Source organism: Nocardioides sp. J54, assembly GCF_000519005.1.
Lineage (GTDB): Bacteria > Actinomycetota > Actinomycetes > Propionibacteriales > Nocardioidaceae > Nocardioides.
This window is the reverse complement of the sequence record NZ_JAER01000012.1, coordinates 92,150-115,293: the sequence shown is the minus strand read 5'-3', so window position 1 is coordinate 115,293 and position 23,144 is coordinate 92,150. Positions and strand designations below refer to the sequence as shown.

Below are 23,144 nucleotides of genomic sequence, written 5' to 3'. Positions count from 1 at the left end.
GGGATCAGGTGAAACCGGGACGAGGATGCCCTACGCTTTCGAACATGCGTTCGGAGCGCCGGCAGTGGGCGGGGCAGGAGTGCCTCCCGCTCGACCTGCCCCCACCGGAGGCCGCACCGTCCTCGACCTCGGCCCGGGCCCGCCCAGCGGCCGGGGCGGTGCAGGAGGAGGGGGACCTGCGGATCCGGCTCCGCAACGACGCGCTCGCCTCGCACGGCTGGCCGGCCGGCACCGAGCTGGTCGTCTCGACGGACCGTCGCCCGGGCCGCGGAGAAGTGGCGCTGGTGCGGGAGGGAGGGCGGTTGAAGATCGGCGTGCTGGAGGTTTCCTTCGGGCGCTCGGTCCTGCGCACCGACCATGGTCCGACCCTGCTCGGCTCGACCGCACGGATGGTCGGGGTGGTGACGGTGGTCGCCGCGCCGCTCGCGGGGATGCCCGCCGTCGTACCCTCGCCGACATGAGCCCCGACCTGCTGCTGTCCCGACGCGACGTGGAGTTCCTGCTGCACGAGTGGCTCGACGTGACCGACCTCCTCACCCGCGAGCGCTACGCCGAGCACGACCGCGACTCCGTCGACGCGGTGCTCGCGCTGTCCGCGGAGCTCGCGGCCGAGCACTTCGCGCCGCACAACGCGCTCAGCGACGCCAACGAGCCGCAGTTCGACGGCGAGACCGTCACGATCATCCCCGAGGTCGCCGCGGCGGTGCGGGCCTTCGCCGAGGCCGGCCTGGTGTCGGCGGCGATGGACGCGGAGGTCGGCGGCGGCCAGCTGCCGCGGGTCGTGCAGCAGGCCTGCTTCGCCTGGTTCCAGGCGGCCAATGTCGCCTCGGCGGGCTACCCGATGCTCACCATGGCCAACGCCAACCTGCTGCTCGCGCACGCGACGCCCGAGCAGGTCGCGCGCTTCGTGCCGCCGATGCTGGACGGGCGCTGGTTCGGCACGATGTGCCTCTCCGAGCCGCAGGCCGGCTCGTCCCTGGCCGACGTCACCACGCGCGCCGTACGACAGCCGGACGGCACCTTCCGGCTCTTCGGCGGGAAGATGTGGATCTCCGGCGGCGACCACGAGCTGGGGGAGAACATCGTCCACCTCGTCCTCGCCCGGGTCGAGGGTGCGCCGCCCGGAGTGAAGGGGCTGTCGCTGTTCGCCACGCCCAAGTACGTCGTCGGCCCCGACGGCGAGCGCGGCGAGCGCAACGACGTCGTCCTGGCCGGCCTCAACCACAAGATGGGCTTCCGCGGCACGGTCAACACGGTCCTCAACTTCGGCGAGGGCCGGTTCCAGCCGGGCGGAGCGCCCGGTGCGGTCGGCGAGCTCGTGGGCGACGAGGGACGCGGCCTCGCGGTGATGTTCCACATGATGAACGAGGCCCGGATCGGCGTGGGGGCCGGCGCCGCGGCGCTCGGCTACACCGGCTACCTGCGTGCCCTGACCTACGCCCGCGAGCGGGTGCAGGGGCGTCCGCCCGCAGGGAAGGATCCTGCGGCTCCGCCGGTGCTGATCATCGAGCACGCCGACGTCCGGCGGATGCTGCTCGCGTCGAAGTCGTACGTCGAGGGCGGGCTCGCGCTCGTCCTCAAGGCCGCACGGTTGCTGGACGACCAGCACACCCACCCCGACGACGCCACCCGCGAGCGCGCCGGTGCCCTGCTCGACGTGCTCACCCCGGTCGTGAAGAGCTGGCCCTCCCAGTGGTGCCTGGCCGCGAACGACCTGGCGATCCAGGTGCACGGCGGCTACGGCTACACGCGGGAGTACGGCGTCGAGCAGCTCTACCGCGACAACCGGCTCAACCCGATCCACGAGGGCACGCACGGCATCCAGGCCCTCGACCTGCTCGGCCGCAAGCTGGTCATGGCCCGCGGCCGGGGGCTGCAGCTGCTGGTCGAGGAGGTGCACGCCACCGTCGAGCGGGCCCGTGCGACCGGCACCGACGCGGTCGTGGGCCACGCCGACCGGGTGGCCGAGGCCGTCGACAGGCTCGCGACCGCGGTCGCCCGCGCGTGGGAGTCGGGCGACCCGGGCATCGCGCTCGTCAACGCCACCACCGCCCTCGAGGCTGCCGGGCACGTGGTCGTGGCCTGGCTGTGGCTCGACCAGCTCGTCACCGTGGGGGAGCAGGCGGGCGCGTTCTACGACGGCAAGCGCGTCGCCGCGCGCTACTTCCTCACCCACGAGCTCCCGAAGGTGCGGCCTATGCTCGACCTGCTCGCCAGCGGCGACCAGCTGTTCAACGAGGTGGACCCAGCTTCTCTCTGAGGTGCGGGGAGTACCAGCTCTCGCGCTCCGGCCCGCGCGGCACGATCCCGGTCGGGTTGATGTCCTCGTGGACCACGTAGTAGTGCCGCTTGACCTGGTCGAAGTCGATCGTGTCGCCGAAGCCGGGCGTCTGGAACAGGTCGCGGGCATAACCCCACAGCGCCGGCATCTCGGTCAGCTTGTTGCGGTTGCACTTGAAGTGGCCGTGGTAGACGGCGTCGAAGCGGGCCAGGGTGGTGAACAGCCGGATGTCGGCCTCGGTGATCCGGTCGCCCATCAGGTAGCGCCGGTCGGTGAGCCGCTCCTCGAGCCAGTCCAGCGCCGTCCACAGTCGGTCGTAGGCCTCGTCGTAGGCCTCCTGCGAACCGGCGAACCCGCACCGGTAGACGCCGTTGTTCACCTCGGTGAAGACCCGCTGCATCACCTCCTCCATCTCCTCGCGGCAGTCGTCGGGCCACAGGTCCGGCGCGTCCGGCCGGTGGTGGTCGCGCCACTCGAAGAACAGGTCGTGGGTGATCTGCGGGAAGTCGTTGGTCACCACCGACTTCGACGCCACGTCGACCACGGCCGGGACGGTGATCCCCTTCTCGTAGTCCGGGAACCGTGCGAAGTACGCCTCCTGGAGCCGCTCGTAGCCGAGCACCGGGTCGCGCCCGCCCGGGTCGAGGTCGAAGGTCCAGCTGCGCTCGTCGTGCACCGGGCCGGCGAGGCCCAGCGAGATCACGTCCTCCAGCCCCAGCAGGTGCCGCACGATGATCGACCGGTTGGCCCACGGACAGGCGCGGGCCGCGACGAGTCGGTAGCGCCCCGGCTCGGCGGGCCAGGTGCGGACGTCGAGCTCGCCGTCGTCGTACTTGTCCTGCGAGCGGCCCGGCTCCTTGGTGATCCGGTCCGGGATGTAGGCCATGTCGCGCTCGTAGGAGCTGCCCTCCTGGGTGTACGACGGCACGTGCGCCTCCTGCTGCCGGGCTCGCGCCCGGCGGGTCGGTGGTGGAGTGGACCTGGTGAGGTCCACCCGGGTGGTACGCAACGGCGCAGGGGGCAGACCTCGACGCCGAAAGTTTTCACGCCCGACAGGTGTGAGGTCCACCCGGCCTCGGTAGGTTGCAGCCACTGCCCGCCCTCGAGACAGGACACCCGCATGGTCACGTTGACCGCCGACAAGCGGCTGCTGCACGCGGACCTCGCCGGCGAGACGATCCGGGCCGCCAGCGGCTCGATGGTCGCCTACACCGGCAACGTCGACTTCAAGCACGCCGGCATGGGCGGCGGCGGGGGCCTCAAGGCCGCGCTGAAGCAGAAGGTCAGCGGGGAGTCGATCAAGCTGATGGAGTGCTCCGGCACCGGCCGCGTCACCTTCGCGCAGGACGCGATGGACGTCAGCGTCATCGACCTGGCCGGTGACACCCTCGCCGTCGAGTCGGAGCACATCCTGGCCGTCACCCCGGGGCTCAACCTCGACGTGAAGTTCGCCGGCCTGCAGGGGATGACCTCCGGACAGGGCCTCGCCACGACCACCGTCACCGGGCACGGCCAGGTCGCGATCCTGTCCGACGGCCCGATCATCGCCCTCGCCGTACAGCCCGGCGTGCCGGTCGTCGTCGACCCGGACGCGTTCGTCGCCTCCTTCGGGCAGATGACGATGAACCTCGTCTCCGGCATCTCGTGGAAGTCGGTCATCGGCGAGGGTTCCGGGGAGCCGTTCAGCCTGCGCTTCGACGGCGCCGGCACCGTCCTCGTCCAGCCGGCGGAGAGGTGACGACGATGTCCTTCGAGAAGGTCAACAGCAAGGTCGTCCGCGCCCAGGTCTCGCCGGCGACGCCGGTGCTGGCCCGCCGCGGCGCGATGCTCGGGTACGACGGACAGGTGTCCTTCCGCCCGGTCACCAGCGGCGGCGGGGTCGGCGGCTTCGTGGGCGCCGCGTTGTCCGGCGAGTCGAGCGCGATGATGGCGACCGAGGGCACCGGCAACGTGCTCTACGGCTACAAGGGCCTGCACGTCACGGTCGTCGACCTCGACGGCACCGGCCCGCTCACCTGCGAGGCCGACCGGCTGCTCGCGCACGACGCCAACCTGCAGACCGCCATCGAGTTCATCGGCCAGGGTGGCGTCCGTGCCGCCGTCCGCGGCGCGATGACCGGCCAGGGCCTGTTCACCACCAAGGTGATGGGCGCCGGCTCGGTCGCGCTGCTGTCCCACGGCGGCACCTACGCCATCCCGGTCGACGGCGGCGGCGTCGCGGTCGACCCGCAGGCCTACGTCGGCCACGTCGGCCACGTCCAGGTCGACCTGTCCGCCAAGGTCGGCTGGCGCGACGCCGTCGGCCGCGGCTCGGGCGAGGCCTTCCAGCTGAAGATGTCGGGCCAGGGCACGGTCTACATCCAGGCCAGCGAGCAGAAGTTCTGAGGAGCAGACGATGCAGACCTACGACGCCACCACGCTGCCGGCCAACGACAACGTCAACCCCTACGCCTACTCCATCGGCCTGGCCGGGCGCTGGTTCGTCTCCAAGGGCGCGATGATCGCGTACTACGGCAACGTCGGTTTCGACGCCGTCAGCGCCTGGGCCAGCCGCGACGGCTTCATCGCCAGCCGCTTCTCCTCGCCGATCTACATCCAGGACTGGGTGGTCGCCGAGGGCCAGGGCAAGGTGATCGTCGCCGACCGCGGGTACGACGTGCAGTCCTTCGACCTCGAGGCGGGCAACCTCACCATCCGCGCCAGCAACCTGCTCGGCTTCGAGACCGGCCTCGAGCTCAAGCAGTCGATCGTCCCGGGCTTCGTCACCCTCCTCGGCACCGGCAAGTTCCTCGCCTCCTCCAACGGCCCGGTGATCTTCGTCGAGCCGCCCTTCCGCGCCGACCCCGAGGCCCTCCTCGGCTGGGCCGACTGCCCCTCGCCCTCGCACCACTACGACGCGCAGTGGATGACCGCCTCCCTCGGCGCCATGCTCCAGGGCGCCTTCGGCCGTGAGTCGGGGGAGGAGCGCCAGTTCGACTTCACCGGCGAGGGCACCATCCTCATGCAGTCGTCGGAGACCCTCCGCGAGGACGCCGCCCTCATGCGCCTCGTCGAGCAGCAGACCAGCCTGCTCTCGCCCCAGCAGGCCGGCATCCTCGGCCAGCGCCTCGTCGCCCGCTCGCAGGGGTAGGTCGGGGCCGGGAATCACCGCCTGGGCGGTGATTCCCGGACTTGTTGACCGCTGCAGCGGCCACCAAGTACGGGAAACGGCCACCCAGTACGGCGAAGTTCGCCGGTCCGCCGTCCGGCTGGACTTCCTGACCTCCTCTGGTGCTTCCTGGCCGTTGCAATGGTCCGGAAGCGAGGGAATCGCCTCTGGAGCGGTGATTCCTGCGCGGATGACGGGGCTTCGTGGTCGGTCGAGCGGCCGCGCATCGAAGGTCAACAAACCCGCGCCGTCAAGGAGCTCGCTGCGCTGCACCGATGGCGCGAGCGCGCGGTCGGCTCCGGTGGATGGCTCGTCCGCGTGGCGATAGCCGCGGGTTCGCTTCGCCTGGCTCCCGGTTCTGATGGCGCGAGCCCGTCGCCTTCGAGGGCCGTGCGCAGTTGGCTCCGGTCGGTGGTTGCGTTGGCCAGGCGGCAAGACTCGAGGTTCGCTTCGCCTGGCTCCCGGTGGTTGAGGTGCGACGAGCGCCAGCGAGGAGCCTCGAAACCTCCGGGCCTGCGAGGCGGGCTCTGCGTGGTTGGGGCCGGTGGACCGGGGCCAGGGGTTTCGAGGCTCGGCGCTGGGGCGCCTCGCACCTCAGCCAGCGGCGGCGCGGCAGGAGATCAGGCAGCGTCGGTGGCGGGGTGGTAGGTGGCGCGGCCTTGGAAGGATTGGAGGGTGAGGCGTGGGGGTGGGGTCCACACGGGTCTTCTGGTGTCGGGGTCGATCGCGACGGTCCAGGGGGTGTGGTGGACCACGGTGTGGTGGTGGCGGCAGAGCATGACGAGGTTGTCGAGGCTGGTGACCCCGCCGTCGGCCCAGTGCTGGATGTGGTGGGCATCGCAGGCGAGGGGGAGNCGGGTGCAGCCGGGGAAGGCGCAGTGGTGGTCGCGGGCGATGAGCGCGACCCAGATCGCNGCGGTNACNANNCGTTGGGCGCGGCCGACGTCGAGGACCTGGCCCTGGCTGCCGAGGACGGTGGGGATNAGNTCGGCGTCNCANGCGAGGCGGCGTACGGCGGTGGCGGACAGTCGGGCTCCGGTGGTGGTCTCACCCTCGCCGGCGACCCCGGTGTCGATGACCTTCTGNNNGAGTGACTTGTGGTCGATGGTGACGATGATCCGGGGGACGGCGCCGTGGTCGCGGGGCAGGGTCTCGGTGGCNCGGAGCCGGTCNCAGGCATCGACCAGGGCGTCCCANANNCNNTTNCCGTGGTCGCGGGNATCNCGNCCGTCGTGGGCACANCCCGGTTCGGCACAGGAGCGGTGGGTCGAGTTGCCGTCGGGGTCGAACATCGGCGCACCCGGGTCGGGGTTTTTGCCGCCGCAGGCACCGGGGTCGGTGGTGAGGGGTGCGGAGAGGGGGAGGAGGACGGTCTTGATGCGTTCGGAGTCCTCGATGGTGCCGTAGCCCTTGAGNCGCACNCCGCCGCGTCCGTCCTCGGTGATGGACAGGTAGCGGCACAGGTGGGCTGCCTTCTCGTCGCGNACGCNTTGTTTCTCGGTGTTGATGATGGTGGCGTCGGGGTCGAGCTCNCGNACGATCGAGCCGAANGCGGNCTGNAGGGTGCTGGCGTCGTAGCCGTGCTCGACCACNAGTCCGAGCATNCGGTCGGTGACCGCCTGNCGGAACTCGTCGGCGGCGCGGGGCAGGGTGTGGACCTGGGTGGCGATGGTGCGGGCCTGGGGCAGGGTGAGCCGNCCGTCCTCGAGGGCGTCGCGGACCTGGGGNAGGTCNCGGAGCTGCTCGGCNGCACGGACGAGTCCGCCGCCGGTGCCTTTGTGGCCGCCGAGGAGGTGGGTCAGGTAGTCCTTGACCGAGGCCCAACCGAGCCGTTCGACCGCACACGTCTCAGCCAACCGCTCGGTGGTGCGGAGCAGGGCGGCGTCGAGCAGGCCCTTCGCCGCGGCGATGGCCTCAGCCACCTCGACCGCGTCCTCAGCNGNGAGCTGGTCCCAGTCGGCCTGGGCGAGCTCGGCAGCGCTGGCGGCCAGGGCGGTGGCCGTGGTGAGCGCTGCGGGTGCTGACATGTCCCGATTCTAGTCGAACAGGTGTTCGATCGCAAGGGCGAAGAGCGATGAACCCGCAGGTCAGACGCGTAATTGTGGCCGGCGGGCGGAGGTAGCCCGCGCCGGCCTCGGCCGCTTCTGTGCGAGGACCGCAGCCCGACCGCCGGACCCGACCATCCGCCCAGCGTCCTCGTCGCTGCCTTTCGGAACGCAACCACTCGACCGACCGCAGCCTCTGGCGATCTCTACCTAGTGGAACCCGCCGCCTGAAAGCGGGTTGACCTCTCCGTCGCGCCCGCCGCAGCCCGACTGCCGGACCCGACCATCCACCCAGCTTCCTCGTCGCTGCCTGTCGGAACGCAACCACTCGGCCGACCGCAGCCTCCGGTGATCTCTACCTGGTGGAACCCGCCGCCTGGAAGCGGTTCGACCTCTCCGTCGCACCAACCGCGCCCCGACGGGCGGACAGGGCCATCCACCCAGCCTCTCGTCGCCGCTTCTGGGAACGCAACCGCCCGACGACCGCAGCCTCCGATGAGTACGCCGAGCCCGGTGAGGCCGGCGCCGTCGCATCACCGAGCCCGCCGGTAGAGCGCCGCCGGCCGCCCCCGCAGGTTCGTCGCCAGCACTGGCTCCCCGTCCCGCAGTACCGGCTCGAGCATCGGCTTCATCCGGCGGTTGAAGTTGTCCTTGTGCAGCTCGTCGCCGACGACCGCCTCGTGCACCTTCCGCAGCTGGTGGAGGGTGAACGGCTCGGGCAGGAAGCCGTCGGGGTCGGGGTGGATGTCGACGTACCGGAAGCGGATCTCGTAGCGCTCCCGCAGGGACTCGACCGCCGCGGCGACGATTTCGTCGTGGTCGAAGAGGAGTGGCCCCTCATCGAGCAGCGTGCCGGCCCGGGTGACCGGGACGAGGTCGCCGGCGGCGGTGGCCAGGTCGGACTCGTGCAGCGACACGGAGTGGCCGGCCGAGATCGCCCAGGTGCGGTCGTCGCGGTCGGGGTCGTCGAACAGGCGGAGCAGGCGGGGGCGGATGTCGTCGCGCGGCTCGATCCCGACCTTGCGGCGCAGCACGTCCTCGACGGTCCGGGCCACGGTCCAGCGCTCGCGGATGAAGCCGCCGGGCAGGGCGCGCCCGCCGGGGTCGGCGCGGTCCTGCACCAGCAGGCGCAGCTCGGGGTTTGTGTCGGAGGCCCCCACTACGGTCAGCAGTGCGAGGTCGACGGTGACGCCGGGGCGGGGGTAGGACTCGAGGCCACGGGAAGCCATTCCCCGATATTAGCGCGACTCGCATGCTAATGTTTAGCGACAACGAGATGCTAAAGGAGGCTGTGATGGCCGACGACAGCCGCGGCGGAGCGCCCGCCGACCCCGCGTTCCAGATCGCCTGGGACGAGTTCGAGGAGGCACTGGCGGGCTACCTCTCCACGATGGTCGACAGCGACGACCACCTGATCGTCGAGCTGCCCGGCGACGAGCGGACCGGCGCAGCGCCGTACGTCCAGTTCGCCTCCTTCGGCGACGGCACCCGGCTGCGTGCCGAGGTGTCGGGCAACTGCTTCCTCGGGCCGGATTACGTGCTCGACGACGCCGAGGAGGCCCTGCTGCGCCGCGTCGGCTTCGCGGTCGACACGAGCGAGGGCGCCCAGACCGGCAACTGGTACGTCGAGCGCTCCGTCGTCGATGCGCCCGCCGTCGCGCAGCTCGCCGTCCTGGCGCTGCAGGAGGTCCTCGGCGTGACCCACCCGCACCTGCTGACCCACCAGGCGTGGGGACCGGCGGCCGACGGTGTCGCGGCGCTCGGCCTCTGCTCCAGCAGCGACGTGCCGGTGGAGAAGGCGCCGATCGAGAAGGTGACCGAGAAAGCGACCGAGAAGGCCGCGCGCCGCCGGACGGCGTACCGCCCGAAGAACCGGCAGAAGCTGATCAAGCTGGTCGGCCGGGTGCTCGACGAGAAGTACGACGGGTGCCCCGAGCCGGACGACGACGGCGACTACGGCGTGCGGCACATGGGCCAGCCGGTCTGGGTCCGGGTGCGGGAGGACCAGCCGGCCGTCGAGATCTTCGCCCGGGTGACCCACGGCGTCCGGTCGCGCCGCGGCACCGCCGTGGAGGTCGGCTTGCTCAACCGCGACCACCTCTGGTTGAAGTGGGAGCTGCGGGGCCGGGACGTCTGGCAGAAGCTCGTGGTTCCCGGATTCCCCTTCGTGCCGGAGCACCTGGACGGCATGCTCGACGTCTTCATGGACGCCATGACCTCGACCCGCGACGACCTGGCCCTCCGGGTCGGTGGAAGGACCGCCTGATGACCACACGGATCGACCTCACGTCGGCCCAGCTCGACCGCGCCTGCGGTGCCCTGCTGGTGTCGGCCGTCGGCGACGCCCTCGGCGCGGGCTACGAGTTCGGCAGCGCCGCGCTCGGCCCGGAGGGTCCGGCGATGATCGGCGGCGGCCTCGGCGGCTTCGCGCCGGGCGAGTGGACCGACGACACCACGATGGCGTGGTGCATCGCCGACGTCGCCGCGAGCGGCGTCGACCTCCGCTCCGAGGAAGGGCTGACGGCGGTCGCCCGGCGCTTCCGCGACTGGTACGGGACCGGTCCGGCCGACATCGGCATCCAGACCAGCCGGGTGCTGCGGGCCGCCGGGCCGGACCCGACCGGCGCCGCGCTGCTCGACGCCTCCCGCAAGCTCCACGAGCAGACCGGCCACACCGCCGGCAACGGCTCCCTCATGCGTACGGCGGCGGTCGCGCTGCCGTACCTCGACGACCCCGACGCCGTGGCGGAGGCCGCCGCGAAGGTCAGCGCGCTGACCCACCACGACCCGCGGGCAGGGGAGGCGTGCGTGCTCTGGTCGCTCGCGATCCGGCACGCGGTCATGGAGGGCGAGCTCGACGTCCGCGTCGGCCTCGACCTGCTCGACGACGACGCAGCCCGCTACTGGGCGAGCCGGATCGACGAGGCCGAGGTGCGCCGGCCCGGCCACTTCAACCCCAACGGCTGGGTGGTCGCCGCCTTCCAGGCTGCCTGGTCCGCGATCAGCCACGCGCCGGTGCCGTCGGGCGGGGACGCCTGCCGCCACCTCGGCGACGTGCTCGCCGCCGCAATCGCGATCGGCGACGACACCGACACGGTCGCCGCCATCGCCGGCGCGCTGGTCGGCGCCCGCTGGGGCGCCTCCGCCGTCCCGGCCCAGTGGCGCCGGGCGCTGCACGGCTACCCGGGCATCCGGGGCGAGAGACTCGTCGAGATCGCGCACCTCGCCGCCAACCGCGGGCCCGGCCAGCACGGCTGGCCCACGGCGCGGATCGACTACCGCGAGAAGCGGTGGCTGCCACCGACCGGATCGACCCTGGTCCGGCACCCCCACGACGACGGGGTCTGGCTCGGCGACGCCGGCGTCCTCGACGAGCTGCCCGACGACGTCACCGCCGTCGTCAGCCTCTGCCTCGTGGGCAACGAGCAGGTGCCGGCTGACGTCGAGCACGTGACCTTCCGGCTGATCGACCGCGCCGAGTCGCGGTCCAACCCGCACCTCGACTTCGTCCTCGCCGATGCCGCCCGCACCGTGGCGGCCCTGCGCGACGAGGGCCACGTCGTCCTGGTCCACTGCGTCGCCGCGCAGAGCCGGACCCCCACCGTCGGCGCGGCGTACGCCATGCTGCGGGGCGTGCCGCACGACGAGGCGCTCGACGCCGTCTGCGCCGCCCTGCCCGCTGCCAGCCCCAACCCGGCGTTCCGGGACGCGCTGACCCGCGCCGACCTGACGCCCCAGACTGCCGGGACCCCGGCACCGGAAGGAGGAGCCGATGGCTCCACGCGCCACTGACCAGCCCTGGCAGGACCTCGACCTCGTGATGCGTGCGGCGGCGTACGCCGCCGATGCGCACCGCGGTGACCTGCGCAAGGGCACGACGATCCCGTACCTCTCCCACCTCTGGTCCGTCGCCGCGCTCGTGCTCGAGCACGGCGGCGACGACGAGCAGGTCGCCGCCGCCCTGCTGCACGACGTCGCCGAGGACCACGGCGGCACAGCCCGCCTCGCCGACGTCGCGAAGGAGTTCGGGCCCGAGGTCGCCCGCCTGGTCGAGGCGCTCTCCGACAGCCTCGTCGACACCGACGCCGGCGAGGAGAAGGCACCCTGGCAGGAGCGGAAGTCGACGTACCTCCAGCACCTCGCCGACGTCGACGAGCGCGTCGCCCTCATCTCCGCCTGCGACAAGCTCCACAACGCGCGCTCGGTCGAGGCCGACCTGCGCGAGGTCGGCCCGGCGGTCTGGGAGCGGTTCCGGGTGCAGGAGCCCGAGCAGCACCTCTGGTACTACCGCTCGCTCGTCGAGGCCCTCCGGCCGAAGGTGCCTGCCGCGCTCGGCGAGATGCTGCAGCGCACCGTCGCTGCGATCGAGGAGCTGGCACAGCGGGACTGACGGCGATCCCGCGGCCGTCACCCCCGCCTCGCCAACCCCACCAGTCCCACCTGCATCCCGAACCACCGGTGACGCCCTCGGTGCGGGCTGCGGGGGTCTCCTCTGGAACACTGGCTCACCGATTTCGACCTGATCGGGAGGAGGGGACCGTGAGCGACATCGCCGGTGAGCTGGCGCGGGTCAAGGGTGCCTTCGCGCAGCCGACCCTCACGCTCCTCCACCAGCGGCAGGCACCGGTGGTGATCACGATCTTCCGGGCGGCGTTCGGGCGGAACAACAAGCCGATCCCGACGGCGCGGCTGCACACCCAGGTCGAGGAGCACCTCGCGGAGATCCGGCAGGCGGGGGAGCAGGACGTCCCCAGCGGCAGCGGCAAGGAGATCTGCCAGCGGTGGATGCGCGGCCAGTGGCTGGTGCGCTCGCTCGACGAGCAGGGCAACGAGGTCTACTCGCTGACCTCGCACGCGCAGCAGGCGCTCGAGCTGGTCAAGAACCTCACCCGCGACCGGGCCACGCTGAGCGAGCACCGGATCACCACCATCCTCGGCACGGTACGACGCTTCAACGCCGAGGCGAACCCCGACCGTGGCGCCCGGGTGACCCTGCTCAACGAGGAGATCGCGCGGCTCAAGGCCGAGCGCGACCGGCTCGTCGACGGCGCGGAGATGCCGGGGGCGACCGAGGACTACATGGTCGAGGGCTTCACCGAGCTGCTGTCGCTCATCTCCGCGCTGCCCAGCGACTTCGCGCGCGTCGAGGAGCGGTTCGCGACGATCCGGGCCGAGATCCTGGCGGCCTTCCGCGCCGAGGACCGGCCGGCCGGCGAGGTGATCGACGAGTACCTCTCCCGCGCCGACGCGCTGATCACCGCCACCCACGAGGGCCGGGCGTTCGAGGGAGCGTTCGCGCTGCTGCGCGACGACGCCCTGGTCACCCAGCTCCGCGAGGACCTCAACGCCCTGCTCGAGCACCCGCTCGCCGACCGGATCCTCGCCGAGGCCGATCGCGCGGAGCTGCGCGGCACGGTGCGGCTGGTGCGCGACGGCCTCGACCGCGTGCTCGCCCAGCGCAGCCGGGTGACCGCGACGCTGAAGGAGTACATCGTCAGCCACGACGCGGCCCGCGACCGCGAGCTCGAGCAGACGCTGCGTCAGGTCGAGTCCGAGCTGATGACCTGGGTGGCCGAGACCGGGCCGCGCGCGACCCACGACGTCGCGCTGCTGCCGAACCGGGTCACCGTCGAGCACCTCCGCGAGCGCTTCCACGACCCTGCCGACGACGTGCTGCCGGAGCCGATCTCGGCCGCCGACCCGACCGACGCGCCCGGGCTGTCGCTGACCGCGCTGATGGCGCAGGGCGGCCCGCAGCTGGGCTCGCTGCGCCAGCGGCTCGAGGACGCGCTCAGCGACCTCGCCCCGGCCGGCTCCCTCGGCGAGCTCTTCGAGAGCCTCGAGCCGTCGCTCCGCCGCCCGGTGGAGATCTTCGGCCTGCTGCACCTGGCGGCCAACCGCGACCTGCGCGCCGACGACGAGCACGTCGAGACGTTCTCCGCCCTACGGCCCGACGGCACCCGCCGTACCTTCGCGGTGCCGCGCACGCCGTTGCCCGACCCCGACCTCGATCGTGACCCGGACCATGAGGGGGCCAGCACGTGACCACCGAGTACGCCGAGCTCGAGGAGACCCCGGAGCTCGATGACCTCGACGTCGTCGACGACCGCTCCGTCTCGCTCTTCGAGGGCGACGAGGGCGGCCTCGAGTACGCCCAGCGCCAGACGCTGGTGACCCTGCTCAAGCAGCGGTTCATCAGTGCCCGCACCCACCCGCGCGACTGGCAGGTGCTGGTCGAGCACGAGCAGCTGCTGCGGGGGCGGCTCAACGACCTCTTCCTCGACCTCCAGGTCGACCGCGCCCGCGAGGTCGCGTGGAAGCGCCAGGCGCAGGCGGAGGGCGGCGGCCGTTTCCCGACCCTGCTTCACGACACCGCCTGGTCGCGGGAGGAGACGCTCGTCCTGGTCCACCTGCGTGACCGGCTGCGGGCCGGCATCGCGGGCGGCGACGTGCGGGTGTACGTCGACCGCGACGACCTGCTCGACTACGTGGCCAGCTACCGCCCGGTCCACGCCACCGACGAGTCGGGTGACGAGAAGCGGGCGCGCAACGCGGTCACCAGCATCGTCAAGGCCGGACTGCTGATCCCCACCGCGTCCGACGACCGGTTCGAGATCAGCGAGGCCGTCGAGCCCCTGCTGCCGCTCGAGCTGCTCCAGGAGCTGCTCGAGGCGCTGCAGAAGGCGAACGGCACGCAGCGCGACGACGAGGCCGAGGCCCCGGCAGACGCGGACCTGTTCGAGGAGGACGACGCCGAATGAGCATCGACGAGGGCATCGAGACGGCCGACGGCCTGCTCGACCACCGCGACGAGACCGACGGCCTGTTCGAGAAGCAGGTCGTCGCCGCGCCCGCCGACGACACCGTGCAGTGGCGCGCGTCGCTGCTGCAGCTGGTCAACTGGGGCGGCTTCGGCGGCCTGACCACCGTCCCGCTCGCCGGCGACGCGACGATGATCTCCGGCGCCTCCGGCGTCGGCAAGAGCACCATCCTCGACGCCTACACCGCGCTGATGATGCCGTCGGACACCAAGTTCAACGGCGCCTCCAACGACGCCGTCGCCGGCCGCGCCCGCAGCGTCGGGCAGCGCAACCTGCTGTCCTACCTGCGCGGAGCCGTCGACGTCGTCGACGACCCGAAGACCGGCCGGCCGGTGGAGAAGCTCCTGCGCGGCAAGGGCGCCGACACCTGGGGTGCGGTGGCGATGACCTTCGTCAGCGACCAGGGGGGCCGGTTCACCGCGCTGCGCACCTACTACGTGCCGCGGCGCGCGAGCCGCTCCAGCGACGTGCTCATGCAGATGTGGACCCACGAGGGCGAGCTGCCGCTGGCGAAGCTCGAGGCCGCCGTCCCGGAGAAGTTCCACGCGAACACCCTCAAGAAGCTGTTCCCCGGCGTCCGCGTCCACCGCACGTACGCCGAGTTCTCGGCCGTGCTGCACGCCCGGCTCGGCATCGGCGCCAACGGCGACGGCGCGAAGGCGCTGCGCCTGCTCGCCCGGATCCAGGCCGGCAACCAGGTCCGCAGCGTCGACGAGCTCTACAAGGACATGGTGCTCGAGCGCCCGGCGACCTACGCCGCCGCCGATCGCGCCATCGAGCACTTCGACGACCTCGACGCCGCGCACGTCGCGATGCGCACCGAGCAGCAGAAGCTCGAGCTGCTCGAGCCGATCACCGACATCCACGAGCGTCGTACGACGGCAGCGAAGCGCCTCGAGGAGCTCGACTCCTACGGCATCACCCAGTCCGGCGACGAGACCCCGCTGCGGTACTGGCTGCTGCGCACCCACCTGCGCCTGATCGAGACCGCGGTGGCCGACAACCGCGACGCCCGTGCGGCCACGATGCAGGCGCTCGCCTCGGCGCAGGCCGCCGAGCTGCAGCTCGCCGGCGACCTCGACGCTGCCAAGGACGCGCACCGCGCCGCGGGTGGCGGTGACCTGCAGGCGCTCGCCGCGCTGGCCGAGGCCGAGCGCAACCTGCGCGAGGAGCGGGCCAGCCGGCTCGCCGAGCTGGAGGAGCGGGTCTACCCGCTCGTCGGGCTCACCGACGCCGACGTCCCGGACCTGGAGTCCGCGCTCGAGGACGCGGGTGCGTTCACGGTGCTGCAGGAGCAGGCCCGCGAGCGGCTGCGCACCGGCGAGAAGGAGCGCGAGCGGATCGCGGCCGAGCGGGAGAAGGTGCTGCGCGAGCAGCAGTTCCCCCTCACCCAGGAGCAGGGCGTGCTGCGCCAGGAGCGGGCATCGCTGGAGAGCCGCGCCGGCCGCGTGCCGTCGTACCTCCACGACCTGCGCACCGCCGTCGCCCGCGCGAGCGGGCTGTCGGTCTCCGAGCTGCCCTTCGTTGCCGAGCTGATCGACGTCGCCCCCGAGGAGGCGCGCTGGCGCACGGCGATCGAGACCGTGCTCGGCGGCAGCGCCCGGATGATGCTGGTGCCGCTGGACCGCCTGCGCGACTTCTCCGAGGCGATCGACCAGCTGCGGCTCCCGGCGCGGCTGACCTTCCAGGGAGTCGAGCTCGACCTGCCCGGGACCGGTCCGTCCGACCCGGAGCGGATCGCCGGCAAGCTGCTCTTCAAGGACTCGCCGTTCGCCGGCTGGGTGCAGCAGCACGTCGAGGAGCCGTCGCGCAACGCGCTGTGCGTCGACGACGCCGCCGACCTCGACGGCCCGGGCTTCCGGGTCACTGTCTCGGGCCAGACCCGCAACGGGCGCCGCGGCACGCACGGGCGCAGCGACCAGCGCAACATCATCGGCTTCTCCAGCGAGGACGCGATCGCCGAGATCGACGCGCAGCTGGCGCAGGTCGAGCGCAAGCTGGGCGAGATCGACGGCCGGCTCGAGGAGCTCAAGCGCCGCGGCAGCCTGATCGAGCTGCAGCGCAAGGCCTACGAGGCGATCGTCATGGTCCGCTTCGACGACGTCGACGTCGCCGGCAGCGACCGCCGCATCGCCGACCTCGAGGAGCGCCGCTCCGCGATCCTCGCCTCCGACGACCGACTGCAGGTGCTGCAGGCGCAGATCGACGAGCTCCAGGAGCAGCTCGGCGCGGCCCGCAAGGAGCGCTTCTCCCTCGAGCAGCGACGCGACCAGCTCAACGCCGAGCACGGCGAGCTCGCCGACGCCGAGGACGTGGTCAAGGACCGTGTCATCGCCGTCGAGGACGCCGGTGTCCTGGCGCTGAGCGAGGAGCAGGACGCCGCGCTGACGGCGGACTTCGCGGAGGCGGCGGCGCCGGCCGACCCCGAGGACCTCGACCGGTTCATGGAGAACTCCCACCGCCTCGGCGAGCGCCTGCGCACCGCGCTGGCCGACGCGGAGGCGGAGATCAAGCGCTGCGACGAGGACCTCGCGCACATCTTCCGCACCTACAAGTTCACCTGGGACTCGCCGAACCTCGGCGCGACGGCGGAGTCCTACCCCGACTACGCCCGCATCCTCGAGGACATCCGCGGCAAGGGCCTCGCCGACCGGCACGCCGAGTGGCGCCGCCGACTCACGGAGTGGAGCGGCCAGGACCTCGTCCCGCTATTGCAGGCGATGTCCGCGTCGGTCGAGGAGATCGAGGACCGCCTCGAGCCGATCAACGCGATCCTGCGGCGCCTGGAGTTCGGCGCTGCCGGCGACCGGCTGCGGATCCGGCTGCGCCGGCTCGCCCCGGCGCACGTCCAGGCCTTCATGAAGGACCTGCGGGCGCTGTCCGCCGGCACCAGTGGTGAGCTGAAGGAGGAGGACCTCGACAAGAGGTTCACCGAGCTCAGCCGCTTCATGAAGCAGCTGCGCCGTCCCGAGCACGGGGGCGACGGCCCGACCGACCGCGACCGGCTGCTCGACGTGCGCCGGCACGTCGAGATCAGCGCGGAGCGCTACGACTACCTCACCGGCGAGGTGCGGGCGACCTACCGGACCCTGGGGGAGAAGTCCGGCGGCGAGAGCCAGGAGCTGGTCGCCTTCATCGTCGGCTCCGCGCTGCGCTTCCGGCTCGGCGACGAGATGCGCTCGCGTCCCCGGTTCGCCCCGGTCTTCCTCGACGAGGGCTTCGTCAAGGCCGACTCGGAGTTCGCCGGCCGCGCCGTCCAGGCGTGGAAGGGCCTCGGCTTCCAGCTGATCATCGGCGTGCCGCTCGACAAGGTGACCGGCCTCGAGCCGCACATGGACGAGCTGCTCGCGATCACCAAGAACGCCCACACCCACCAGGCGTGGATCACGCCGATCACCGACGCCGAACCCGCCTGACCCCCGGCCCGCTGGCGTCGTACACCTGACCGGCGAGCCGGTGCGGCAATCCGGAGCCGGGACCGCGCCGAACACCTCCCGACGACCCGCGGTGCGGGTGGTCCGGGCGCGGGCTGGGTACCTCCTGCGCCTGACGACACCCACTCGGGACGGAGGCGTGATGGCGAAGGACTTCCGCAGGGGCGACAAGGTGACCTGGCAGAGCCACGGCGGAACCGCCGAGGGCGAGGTGCTGCGCAAGGTCACCGAGGACACCGCGCTGGCGGGCCGCACCGTGCGCGCGAGCGAGGACGAGCCGCAGTACCTCGTGCGCAGCGACAAGAGCGGTGGCGAGGCCGTGCACAAGCCGTCGGCGCTGCGGAAGAAGGGCTGAGGCGTGGTCGCCGGGCTGCCGCAGGGTGCCGAGGTGGTCGTCGTCGGCGCGGGGGTCGCCGGGCTCACCGCGGCAGTGCGGCTCAGCGAGGCCGGGCTGGACGTCGCCGTGCTGGAGGCCGGCGACGGCGTGGGCGGTCGGATGCGCACCGACCGCGTCGACGGCTTCCTGCTCGACCGAGGCTTCCAGGTGCTCAACACCGCCTACCCGGCGGTCAAGCGGCTGGTCGACCTCGACGCGCTGGACCTGCGGGCGTTCGACCGCGCCGCCCTGCTCCACCTCGACGGCGAGAACCACCGCGTCGGCGACCCGCGGCGCGAGCTGACCGCCCTGCCACGCGCGGTCGCCGCGCCCTTCGCCGGCATCCGCGGCAAGCTCGCGCTGGTGGCGTACGGCGCCGGGGCGATCCTCGCGCCGGCCTCCCGGATCCGCGGGCGCGACGACGTCACGGCGGCCGAGCACTGGGCGGCTGCTGGCCTCGAGGAGGCGGCCGTCGACCGCCTCCTGCGCCCGTTCTTCAGCGGCGTGCTGCTCGAGGAGGAGATGTCGACGTCCTCGCGCTTCGTCGACCTGATGCTGCGGATGTTCGCCCTCGGCGACTCCACGGTGCCGGCACGCGGGATGCAGCAGGTCCCCGAGCAGCTCGCGGGCCGGCTGCCGACCGGCACGGTGCACCTCGAGACGCCTGCTCGCTCGGTGTCCGCGACCAGCGTCGTGACCGACGAGGGCACCATCCGTGCCCGTGCGGTCGTCGTGGCGGCCGACGCCGACAGTGCCGACGGCCTGCTCGACGGACGACTCGGCAGCACCGCGTGGAAGGGCGTCACGACGATCTACCACGCGACCACCGAGCCGCCGCTGACCACGCCGACGCTGCTGCTCGACCCCGACCCCGGTCCGGTCAACAACACCGTCGTGGTCACGGCCGCCGCGCCGGCGTACGCACCGGAGGGCCATGCGCTCGTCGCGACCTCGATCGTGCACGGGGACAAGGAGTTCGACGAGCCCGGTGTCCGCACGCGGCTGGCCACGCTCTACGGCACGTCCACCTCGGGCTGGGAGCACGTCGCGACGTACGACGTCCCGCGGGCCCTGCCTGCCATGCCGGCCCCGCACTCCTTCCGCAAGCCGGTGCGTCCCGACGCCGACGGACCGTACGTGTGCGGCGACCACCGCGACACCTCCTCGATCCAGGGCGCACTGGTGTCGGGGGAGCGCACGGCTGCGGCGGTGCTGGCCGACCTCGGCCTCTGACGGGCGGAGCGCGAGCCGGGCGAGCAGCACACGAAGGGGCCGTGCGGGAGGGCTCGAACGGGTGGTCGCCGTGCAGCAGATGTGTGGGTGGGATCCGGGTAAAGAGTTTCCTACCGTCGTTGGACGCCGCAACGAGGCGGCGTTCCAACTCCCCCTGGAGCAGCTCATGTCCCTCATCACCACGGTCGCTCGTGGGGCAGGTGTCGTCGGCGCAACCGCCGGCCTCGTCCTCCTCAGCAGCGGCATCGCGTCGGCGCACGAGTGCGTCAACGCCTCGAAGAAGAACCAGGCCGCCGGCGTGCAGATCGTCTTCGGCGTCGACGACGACATCGTCTGGGTCTCGCAGGGCCTGCAGAAGCGCATCGACTCGGGCAAGGTCGACCTCGAGACAGGAGAGGGCTTCCACGGCCTCATCGGTATCGACGTGGACGGCGACAGCGTCGTCGACTTCGCCACCTACATCGTCGGACCCGGCAGCGAGATCCCCCTCCACGCACAGGAGCGAGGCGCCCGCTGCTCCGGCATCGTCAACGTGGAGGACTACTTCGCCTGCTCCGCAGGCTGAGCCGAGCCCTGGCGTTCCGGGGCTGACCCGTCTCAGTCCCGGAACGCCGGCAGGACGTGCTCGCCGTACGCCGCGATCATCTCCCGCCAGTGCGGGCCGATGTTGCTGACGTAGAGCTCGTCGAAGCCGGCGTCGGCGTACTCACGGACAGCGGCGACGTGCTCGTCGACGTCGTTGCCGGCGGTCGTGCTCTCGGCGGTGCTCTCCCTCGTCACCAGCTGCGAGGCCTGCTCGAAGTGGCGGGGTGAGGGGAGCACCTGGGCGAGCTCGCCGGGGATGCCGGCGTTCGCCCAGAGGCGGTGCGCGTGGTCGACGCCCTCCTCGGCGGTCGGCGCCCAGGCGACCTTCAGCCCCGCCGCGGACGGCTTCCCGCCGGAGAGGTCGCTGAACAGTCCACGGAGCTCGGCGTCGGGCATGGTGCTGACGAAGCCGTCGGAGATCTCCGCGGCTGCGCGCGTCGCCTTCTCCCCGAAGGCCGACATCCAGATCGGCAACGGCTCCTCGGGCACGGTCCACAGCTGCGCGTCGTCGACGGTGAAGAACTCGCCGCGGTGGTCGACGGTGCGGCCGGTGCAGAGCTCGCGGATCAGCGCCACGGCCTCGCGGAGCATCTCGATGCGGACGTCGAAGGAGGGCCACACCTCGCCGGTCAGGTGCTCGTTGAGGGCCTCGCCGGTGCCGACGCCGAGGCGGAAGCCGGGGTTCATCACCGCGCAGGTCGCGGCGGCGTGGGCCACCACCAGTGGTCCGGTGCGGCCGATCGGGCAGGTCACCGCGGTCATGATCGGCAGGCTGGTCGCCTGGGCGACGGCGCCGATCACCGGCCACACCATCGGGCTCTGGCCCTGCTCGGAGTTCCACGGGTTGATGTGGTCGCTGATCCACAGGCCGGAGAAGCCGGCCTCCTCGGCGGCGACCGCCTGGGCGACCAGGTCGGCGGGGGTGTGCTCCTCGCAGGACAGGAAGTAGCCGAGCTTCACGGGGTCTCCTCAGGGTCAGGTCGGGTCAGGTCAGGCCAGGTCGGGGCCGGGGCGTCCCCTCGCGCTACCCGGCGCCCACCGCGGCATCCGAGGTCCGGCACGGCGCGGCCCGGAATCAGTAGGGTCGGGACATGACCACTGACTGGCGCAGCGAGACGGTCGACCACGTGCGGGCCCTCATCGTCCGGGCCGAGCCCGACGTCGTCGAGGAGGCCAGGTGGAAGAAGCCGTCCAACCCCGCCGGGGTGCCCACGTTCTCGGCCGACGGGCTCATCTGCACGGTCGAGACCTACAAGGACAAGGTCAAGCTCACCTTCGCGAAGGGGGCGTCCCTGGCGGACCCGTCCGGGATCTTCAACGCCAGCCTCGACGCGGGCACCCGACGCGCGATCGACCTCCACGAGGGCGACCAGCCCGACGCCGACGCCTTCGTGGCGCTGGTGCGCGAGGCCGTCGCGCTCAACCGCGGCTGAGGCGTCGGGTGCACTACGTCGGGATCGACCTCGCGTGGGGCGAGCGCCGGCCCACCGGGCTGGCCGTGCTCGACGCGGACGGGCGGTTGCAGATGGTGGCCGCCGTGCGCACCGACGACGACATCGAGGCCGCGCTGGCGTCGTACGTCGAGGGGGAGTGCCTGGTCGCGGTCGACGCCCCGTTGATCGTGCGCAACGAGGCCGGCAACCGCCCGGCGGAGAAGGCGCTGAACAAGGACTTCGCCCGCTTCGACGCCGGCGCCCACCCGTCCAACACCGGGAAGCCGGAGTTCCGCGACCAGCCGCGCGCCGCCCGGATCTGCGCGCGGCTCGGGCTCGACATCAACCCGTGGTCGCGCCGGCCGCGCCGTGGCATCGAGGTCTACCCGCACCCGGCGACGGTCGCGCTGTTCCGGCTCGGCCGGACCCTGAAGTACAAGGACAAGCCGGGCCGCGACCTCGAGCACCTGCGCGCCGAGCTGCTGGTCCTCGTGCGCCTCGTCGAGGGCCTCGCCAACGCCGACCCCGCGCTGCACGTCGACACCCCGGCGTGGCGTGCCCTGCACGCTGCGGTGGTCGCCGCGGCGCGCAAGAGCGAGCTGCGGGTGGTCGAGGACCAGGTCGACGCCGTCGTGTGCGCCTACATCGCCCTCTTCGCCGACCGCCGCCGCGACGACACGGTCGTCTACGGCGACCTGGAGACCGGCTACATCGTCACGCCCGCCCTGCCCGACGACCTCGTCCCGACCCCGCGCGCGAAGCAGGCCGCCCGGTCCGCGGAGCCCGACGCCGTGCCGCCCGTCCCCGCCGGACCGGACATCGGCGCCGCCGTGCGCGAGTACGCCGAGCGGTGGCCCGCGGTGCGCGACACGACCGAGGAGCTCGTGCGCCTGGTCACCGCGGTCCTCGACGAGGCCGGCATCAACTACCTCACGGTCACCGGGCGCGCGAAGTCGGTGACCTCCTTCGCGGCCAAGGCAGCGCGGACCGAGGCCGGGCACGCGGTGTTCACCGACCCGCTGCGCGAGATCACCGACCAGGTCGGGATCCGGGTGATCACCTACGTGCACAGCGACGTGCAGGCCGTCGCCGAGCTGCTCGACGACCAGGTCACCGTCCTCGACGACCGGGACATGGGCCGCGAGACCGCCAGCGAGGGCCGCTTCGGCTACGCCAGCCGGCACCTGCTCGTCCGCCTCGACGACGAGCAGGTGGCGCAGGTGCAGATCCGCACCGTCCTCCAGCACGCGTGGGCGGAGTTCGAGCACGACATCCGTTACAAGGGCACCATCCCCGACGAGCACGTCCCCGACTTCGACCGCCGGTTCACCCTCGCCGCCGGCCTGCTCGAGCTGGCCGACCGCGAGTTCTCGATCATCCGCGAGCGGATCCAGCAGGGCATGGTCGACGCGAGCGACGAGTCCGACGACGACGACCCGCGGATCCCGCCGCGCGAGCTGGCCGCCTTCCTCGCCGGCCAGTACGCCGACGCCGGCTGGTCGCGCACCGACCACTACCAGTGGATGGCGGCGATCGTCCTCGAGCTGGGGATCAGCTCGCTCTCGGCGCTCGGCGAGGTGCTGCGGCAGGTCGACGACGACCTGCTGATGCAGCGGATGGACTACCGCTACCCGCCCGGCGCGGTGCGCCGGCTCGACGACGCCCTGCTGTGGACCTACGGCGAGGAGTACCTCGACTTGCGCGCCAACGCCGACCGCGTGCCCGCCCTGCGGGCGCGCCTGGCCAAGATGCGTGGGACACCCTCCTCCGGGGGTGGGTGAAGCCCCG

At 72.3% G+C, this 23,144-nt stretch carries 20 protein-coding genes; 16 read left to right on the top strand and 4 right to left on the bottom strand.

The genetic code is table 11. The features are described from left to right. Positions 1-44 precede the first annotated feature (44 nt). Both NOCJ54_RS0110825 and NOCJ54_RS0110820 read left to right on the top strand, forming a co-directional pair. Positions 45-461: a hypothetical protein gene (locus NOCJ54_RS0110825; RefSeq protein WP_028655524.1), complete on the top strand. Its 417-nt coding sequence runs from the start codon at positions 45-47 to the stop codon at positions 459-461. Further along, the gene (locus tag NOCJ54_RS0110820; RefSeq protein WP_028655523.1) at positions 458-2,260 is read left to right on the top strand and encodes an acyl-CoA dehydrogenase; all 1,803 of its coding nucleotides are present in this window, start codon (positions 458-460) and stop codon (positions 2,258-2,260) included. Before NOCJ54_RS0110825 ends, NOCJ54_RS0110820 begins: the two co-directional genes overlap by 4 nt. Here NOCJ54_RS0110820 and NOCJ54_RS0110815 read toward each other — a convergent pair. After that, positions 2,232-3,209, bottom strand: coding sequence for a glutathione S-transferase C-terminal domain-containing protein (locus NOCJ54_RS0110815; RefSeq protein ID WP_028655522.1), 978 nt, complete (start codon positions 3,207-3,209; stop codon positions 2,232-2,234). The two genes, NOCJ54_RS0110820 and NOCJ54_RS0110815, sit on opposite strands and share 29 nt — an antisense overlap. Before the next feature lie 192 nt (positions 3,210-3,401). On the opposite strand from NOCJ54_RS0110815, the gene NOCJ54_RS0110810 reads away from it, so the two are divergent. From NOCJ54_RS0110810 to NOCJ54_RS0110800, 3 genes are read left to right on the top strand one after another with little or no spacing between them, the layout of a single operon-like run. Next, positions 3,402-4,019 (top strand): AIM24 family protein, encoded by a 618-nt coding sequence (locus tag NOCJ54_RS0110810; RefSeq protein ID WP_028655521.1) that lies wholly within the window; start codon positions 3,402-3,404, stop codon positions 4,017-4,019. 5 nt (positions 4,020-4,024) lie between these two features. Next, positions 4,025-4,666 carry an AIM24 family protein gene (locus tag NOCJ54_RS0110805; RefSeq protein ID WP_028655520.1) on the top strand — a complete coding sequence of 214 codons (642 nt, stop codon included), beginning with the start codon at positions 4,025-4,027 and terminating at the stop codon, positions 4,664-4,666. Positions 4,667-4,676: 10 nt separating this feature from the next. Continuing rightward, a complete protein-coding gene (locus NOCJ54_RS0110800; protein ID WP_028655519.1) occupies positions 4,677-5,411 on the top strand; it encodes an AIM24 family protein in 735 nt (244 codons plus the stop codon). Between the two features lie 638 nt (positions 5,412-6,049). On the opposite strand, the gene NOCJ54_RS28210 is transcribed toward NOCJ54_RS0110800, so the two are convergent. Further along, positions 6,050-7,456: an HNH endonuclease signature motif containing protein gene (locus tag NOCJ54_RS28210; RefSeq protein WP_028655518.1), complete on the bottom strand. Its 1,407-nt coding sequence runs from the start codon at positions 7,454-7,456 to the stop codon at positions 6,050-6,052. Between the two features lie 551 nt (positions 7,457-8,007). Further along, positions 8,008-8,703: an NrtR DNA-binding winged helix domain-containing protein gene (locus NOCJ54_RS0110790; protein ID WP_028655517.1), complete on the bottom strand. Its 696-nt coding sequence runs from the start codon at positions 8,701-8,703 to the stop codon at positions 8,008-8,010. Positions 8,704-8,768: 65 nt separating this feature from the next. On the opposite strand from NOCJ54_RS0110790, the gene NOCJ54_RS0110785 reads away from it, so the two are divergent. The 9 genes from NOCJ54_RS0110785 (at position 8,769) to NOCJ54_RS0110740 (ending at position 19,903) form a co-directional block, all read left to right on the top strand. Then, positions 8,769-9,740: a TY-Chap domain-containing protein gene (locus tag NOCJ54_RS0110785; RefSeq protein WP_028655516.1), complete on the top strand. Its 972-nt coding sequence runs from the start codon at positions 8,769-8,771 to the stop codon at positions 9,738-9,740. Further along, entirely contained in the window at positions 9,740-11,266 is a 1,527-nt protein-coding gene (locus NOCJ54_RS0110780) for an ADP-ribosylglycohydrolase family protein (protein ID WP_036517526.1), read from the top strand. The genes NOCJ54_RS0110785 and NOCJ54_RS0110780 overlap by 1 nt, the downstream gene beginning before the upstream one ends. Beyond that, positions 11,247-11,864 (top strand): HD domain-containing protein, encoded by a 618-nt coding sequence (locus NOCJ54_RS0110775; protein ID WP_051485723.1) that lies wholly within the window; start codon positions 11,247-11,249, stop codon positions 11,862-11,864. The genes NOCJ54_RS0110780 and NOCJ54_RS0110775 overlap by 20 nt, the downstream gene beginning before the upstream one ends. A 149-nt stretch (positions 11,865-12,013) precedes the next feature. Beyond that, positions 12,014-13,519, top strand: coding sequence for a DUF3375 domain-containing protein (locus NOCJ54_RS0110770; protein WP_028655513.1), 1,506 nt, complete (start codon positions 12,014-12,016; stop codon positions 13,517-13,519). Beyond that, positions 13,516-14,235, top strand: coding sequence for a DUF4194 domain-containing protein (locus NOCJ54_RS25125; RefSeq protein WP_084255052.1), 720 nt, complete (start codon positions 13,516-13,518; stop codon positions 14,233-14,235). The genes NOCJ54_RS0110770 and NOCJ54_RS25125 overlap by 4 nt, the downstream gene beginning before the upstream one ends. Continuing rightward, complete coding sequence (locus NOCJ54_RS0110755) at positions 14,232-17,711, top strand: ATP-binding protein (RefSeq protein WP_051485722.1); 3,480 nt, start codon at positions 14,232-14,234, stop codon at positions 17,709-17,711. The genes NOCJ54_RS25125 and NOCJ54_RS0110755 overlap by 4 nt, the downstream gene beginning before the upstream one ends. A gap of 160 nt (positions 17,712-17,871) precedes the next feature. Next, the gene (locus NOCJ54_RS0110750) at positions 17,872-18,084 is read left to right on the top strand and encodes a DUF2945 domain-containing protein (RefSeq protein WP_028655511.1); all 213 of its coding nucleotides are present in this window, start codon (positions 17,872-17,874) and stop codon (positions 18,082-18,084) included. Positions 18,085-18,087: 3 nt separating this feature from the next. Beyond that, positions 18,088-19,338: an NAD(P)/FAD-dependent oxidoreductase gene (locus NOCJ54_RS0110745; RefSeq protein WP_198020185.1), complete on the top strand. Its 1,251-nt coding sequence runs from the start codon at positions 18,088-18,090 to the stop codon at positions 19,336-19,338. A 166-nt stretch (positions 19,339-19,504) separates the two neighbouring features. Beyond that, positions 19,505-19,903 carry a hypothetical protein gene (locus NOCJ54_RS0110740; RefSeq protein WP_028655509.1) on the top strand — a complete coding sequence of 133 codons (399 nt, stop codon included), beginning with the start codon at positions 19,505-19,507 and terminating at the stop codon, positions 19,901-19,903. 32 nt (positions 19,904-19,935) lie between these two features. Here the strand turns inward: NOCJ54_RS0110740 and NOCJ54_RS0110735 are convergent, their stop codons facing one another. Further along, the gene (locus NOCJ54_RS0110735) at positions 19,936-20,883 is read right to left on the bottom strand and encodes a TIGR03557 family F420-dependent LLM class oxidoreductase (RefSeq protein WP_028655508.1); all 948 of its coding nucleotides are present in this window, start codon (positions 20,881-20,883) and stop codon (positions 19,936-19,938) included. A gap of 131 nt (positions 20,884-21,014) precedes the next feature. Here NOCJ54_RS0110735 and NOCJ54_RS0110730 point away from each other — a divergent pair, with 131 nt between their 5' ends. Together NOCJ54_RS0110730 and NOCJ54_RS0110725 are read left to right on the top strand one after the other, a co-directional pair. Beyond that, on the top strand, positions 21,015-21,356 hold the full coding sequence (locus tag NOCJ54_RS0110730; protein ID WP_028655507.1) for a DUF1801 domain-containing protein: 342 nt from the start codon (positions 21,015-21,017) through the stop codon (positions 21,354-21,356). Positions 21,357-21,364: 8 nt separating this feature from the next. After that, the gene (locus NOCJ54_RS0110725) at positions 21,365-23,137 is read left to right on the top strand and encodes a DUF429 domain-containing protein (RefSeq protein ID WP_028655506.1); all 1,773 of its coding nucleotides are present in this window, start codon (positions 21,365-21,367) and stop codon (positions 23,135-23,137) included. The last annotated feature ends 7 nt before the right edge of the window (positions 23,138-23,144 follow it).

What these genes read in the sequence shown, in the direction of transcription:
- NOCJ54_RS0110775 (WP_051485723.1), top strand. Translation starts at nt 11,247, where the DNA reads ATGGCTCCACGCGCCACTGACCAGCCCTGGCAGGACCTCGACCTCGTG.
- NOCJ54_RS0110730 (WP_028655507.1), top strand. Translation starts at nt 21,015, where the DNA reads ATGACCACTGACTGGCGCAGCGAGACGGTCGACCACGTGCGGGCCCTC.
- NOCJ54_RS0110780 (WP_036517526.1), top strand. Translation starts at nt 9,740, where the DNA reads ATGACCACACGGATCGACCTCACGTCGGCCCAGCTCGACCGCGCCTGC.
- NOCJ54_RS0110825 (WP_028655524.1), top strand. Translation starts at nt 45, where the DNA reads ATGCGTTCGGAGCGCCGGCAGTGGGCGGGGCAGGAGTGCCTCCCGCTC.
- NOCJ54_RS0110750 (WP_028655511.1), top strand. Translation starts at nt 17,872, where the DNA reads ATGGCGAAGGACTTCCGCAGGGGCGACAAGGTGACCTGGCAGAGCCAC.
- NOCJ54_RS0110740 (WP_028655509.1), top strand. Translation starts at nt 19,505, where the DNA reads ATGTCCCTCATCACCACGGTCGCTCGTGGGGCAGGTGTCGTCGGCGCA.
- NOCJ54_RS0110790 (WP_028655517.1), bottom strand. Translation starts at nt 8,703, where the DNA reads ATGGCTTCCCGTGGCCTCGAGTCCTACCCCCGCCCCGGCGTCACCGTC.
- NOCJ54_RS0110820 (WP_028655523.1), top strand. Translation starts at nt 458, where the DNA reads ATGAGCCCCGACCTGCTGCTGTCCCGACGCGACGTGGAGTTCCTGCTG.
- NOCJ54_RS0110805 (WP_028655520.1), top strand. Translation starts at nt 4,025, where the DNA reads ATGTCCTTCGAGAAGGTCAACAGCAAGGTCGTCCGCGCCCAGGTCTCG.
- NOCJ54_RS0110785 (WP_028655516.1), top strand. Translation starts at nt 8,769, where the DNA reads ATGGCCGACGACAGCCGCGGCGGAGCGCCCGCCGACCCCGCGTTCCAG.
- NOCJ54_RS0110755 (WP_051485722.1), top strand. Translation starts at nt 14,232, where the DNA reads ATGAGCATCGACGAGGGCATCGAGACGGCCGACGGCCTGCTCGACCAC.
- NOCJ54_RS0110810 (WP_028655521.1), top strand. Translation starts at nt 3,402, where the DNA reads ATGGTCACGTTGACCGCCGACAAGCGGCTGCTGCACGCGGACCTCGCC.
- NOCJ54_RS0110800 (WP_028655519.1), top strand. Translation starts at nt 4,677, where the DNA reads ATGCAGACCTACGACGCCACCACGCTGCCGGCCAACGACAACGTCAAC.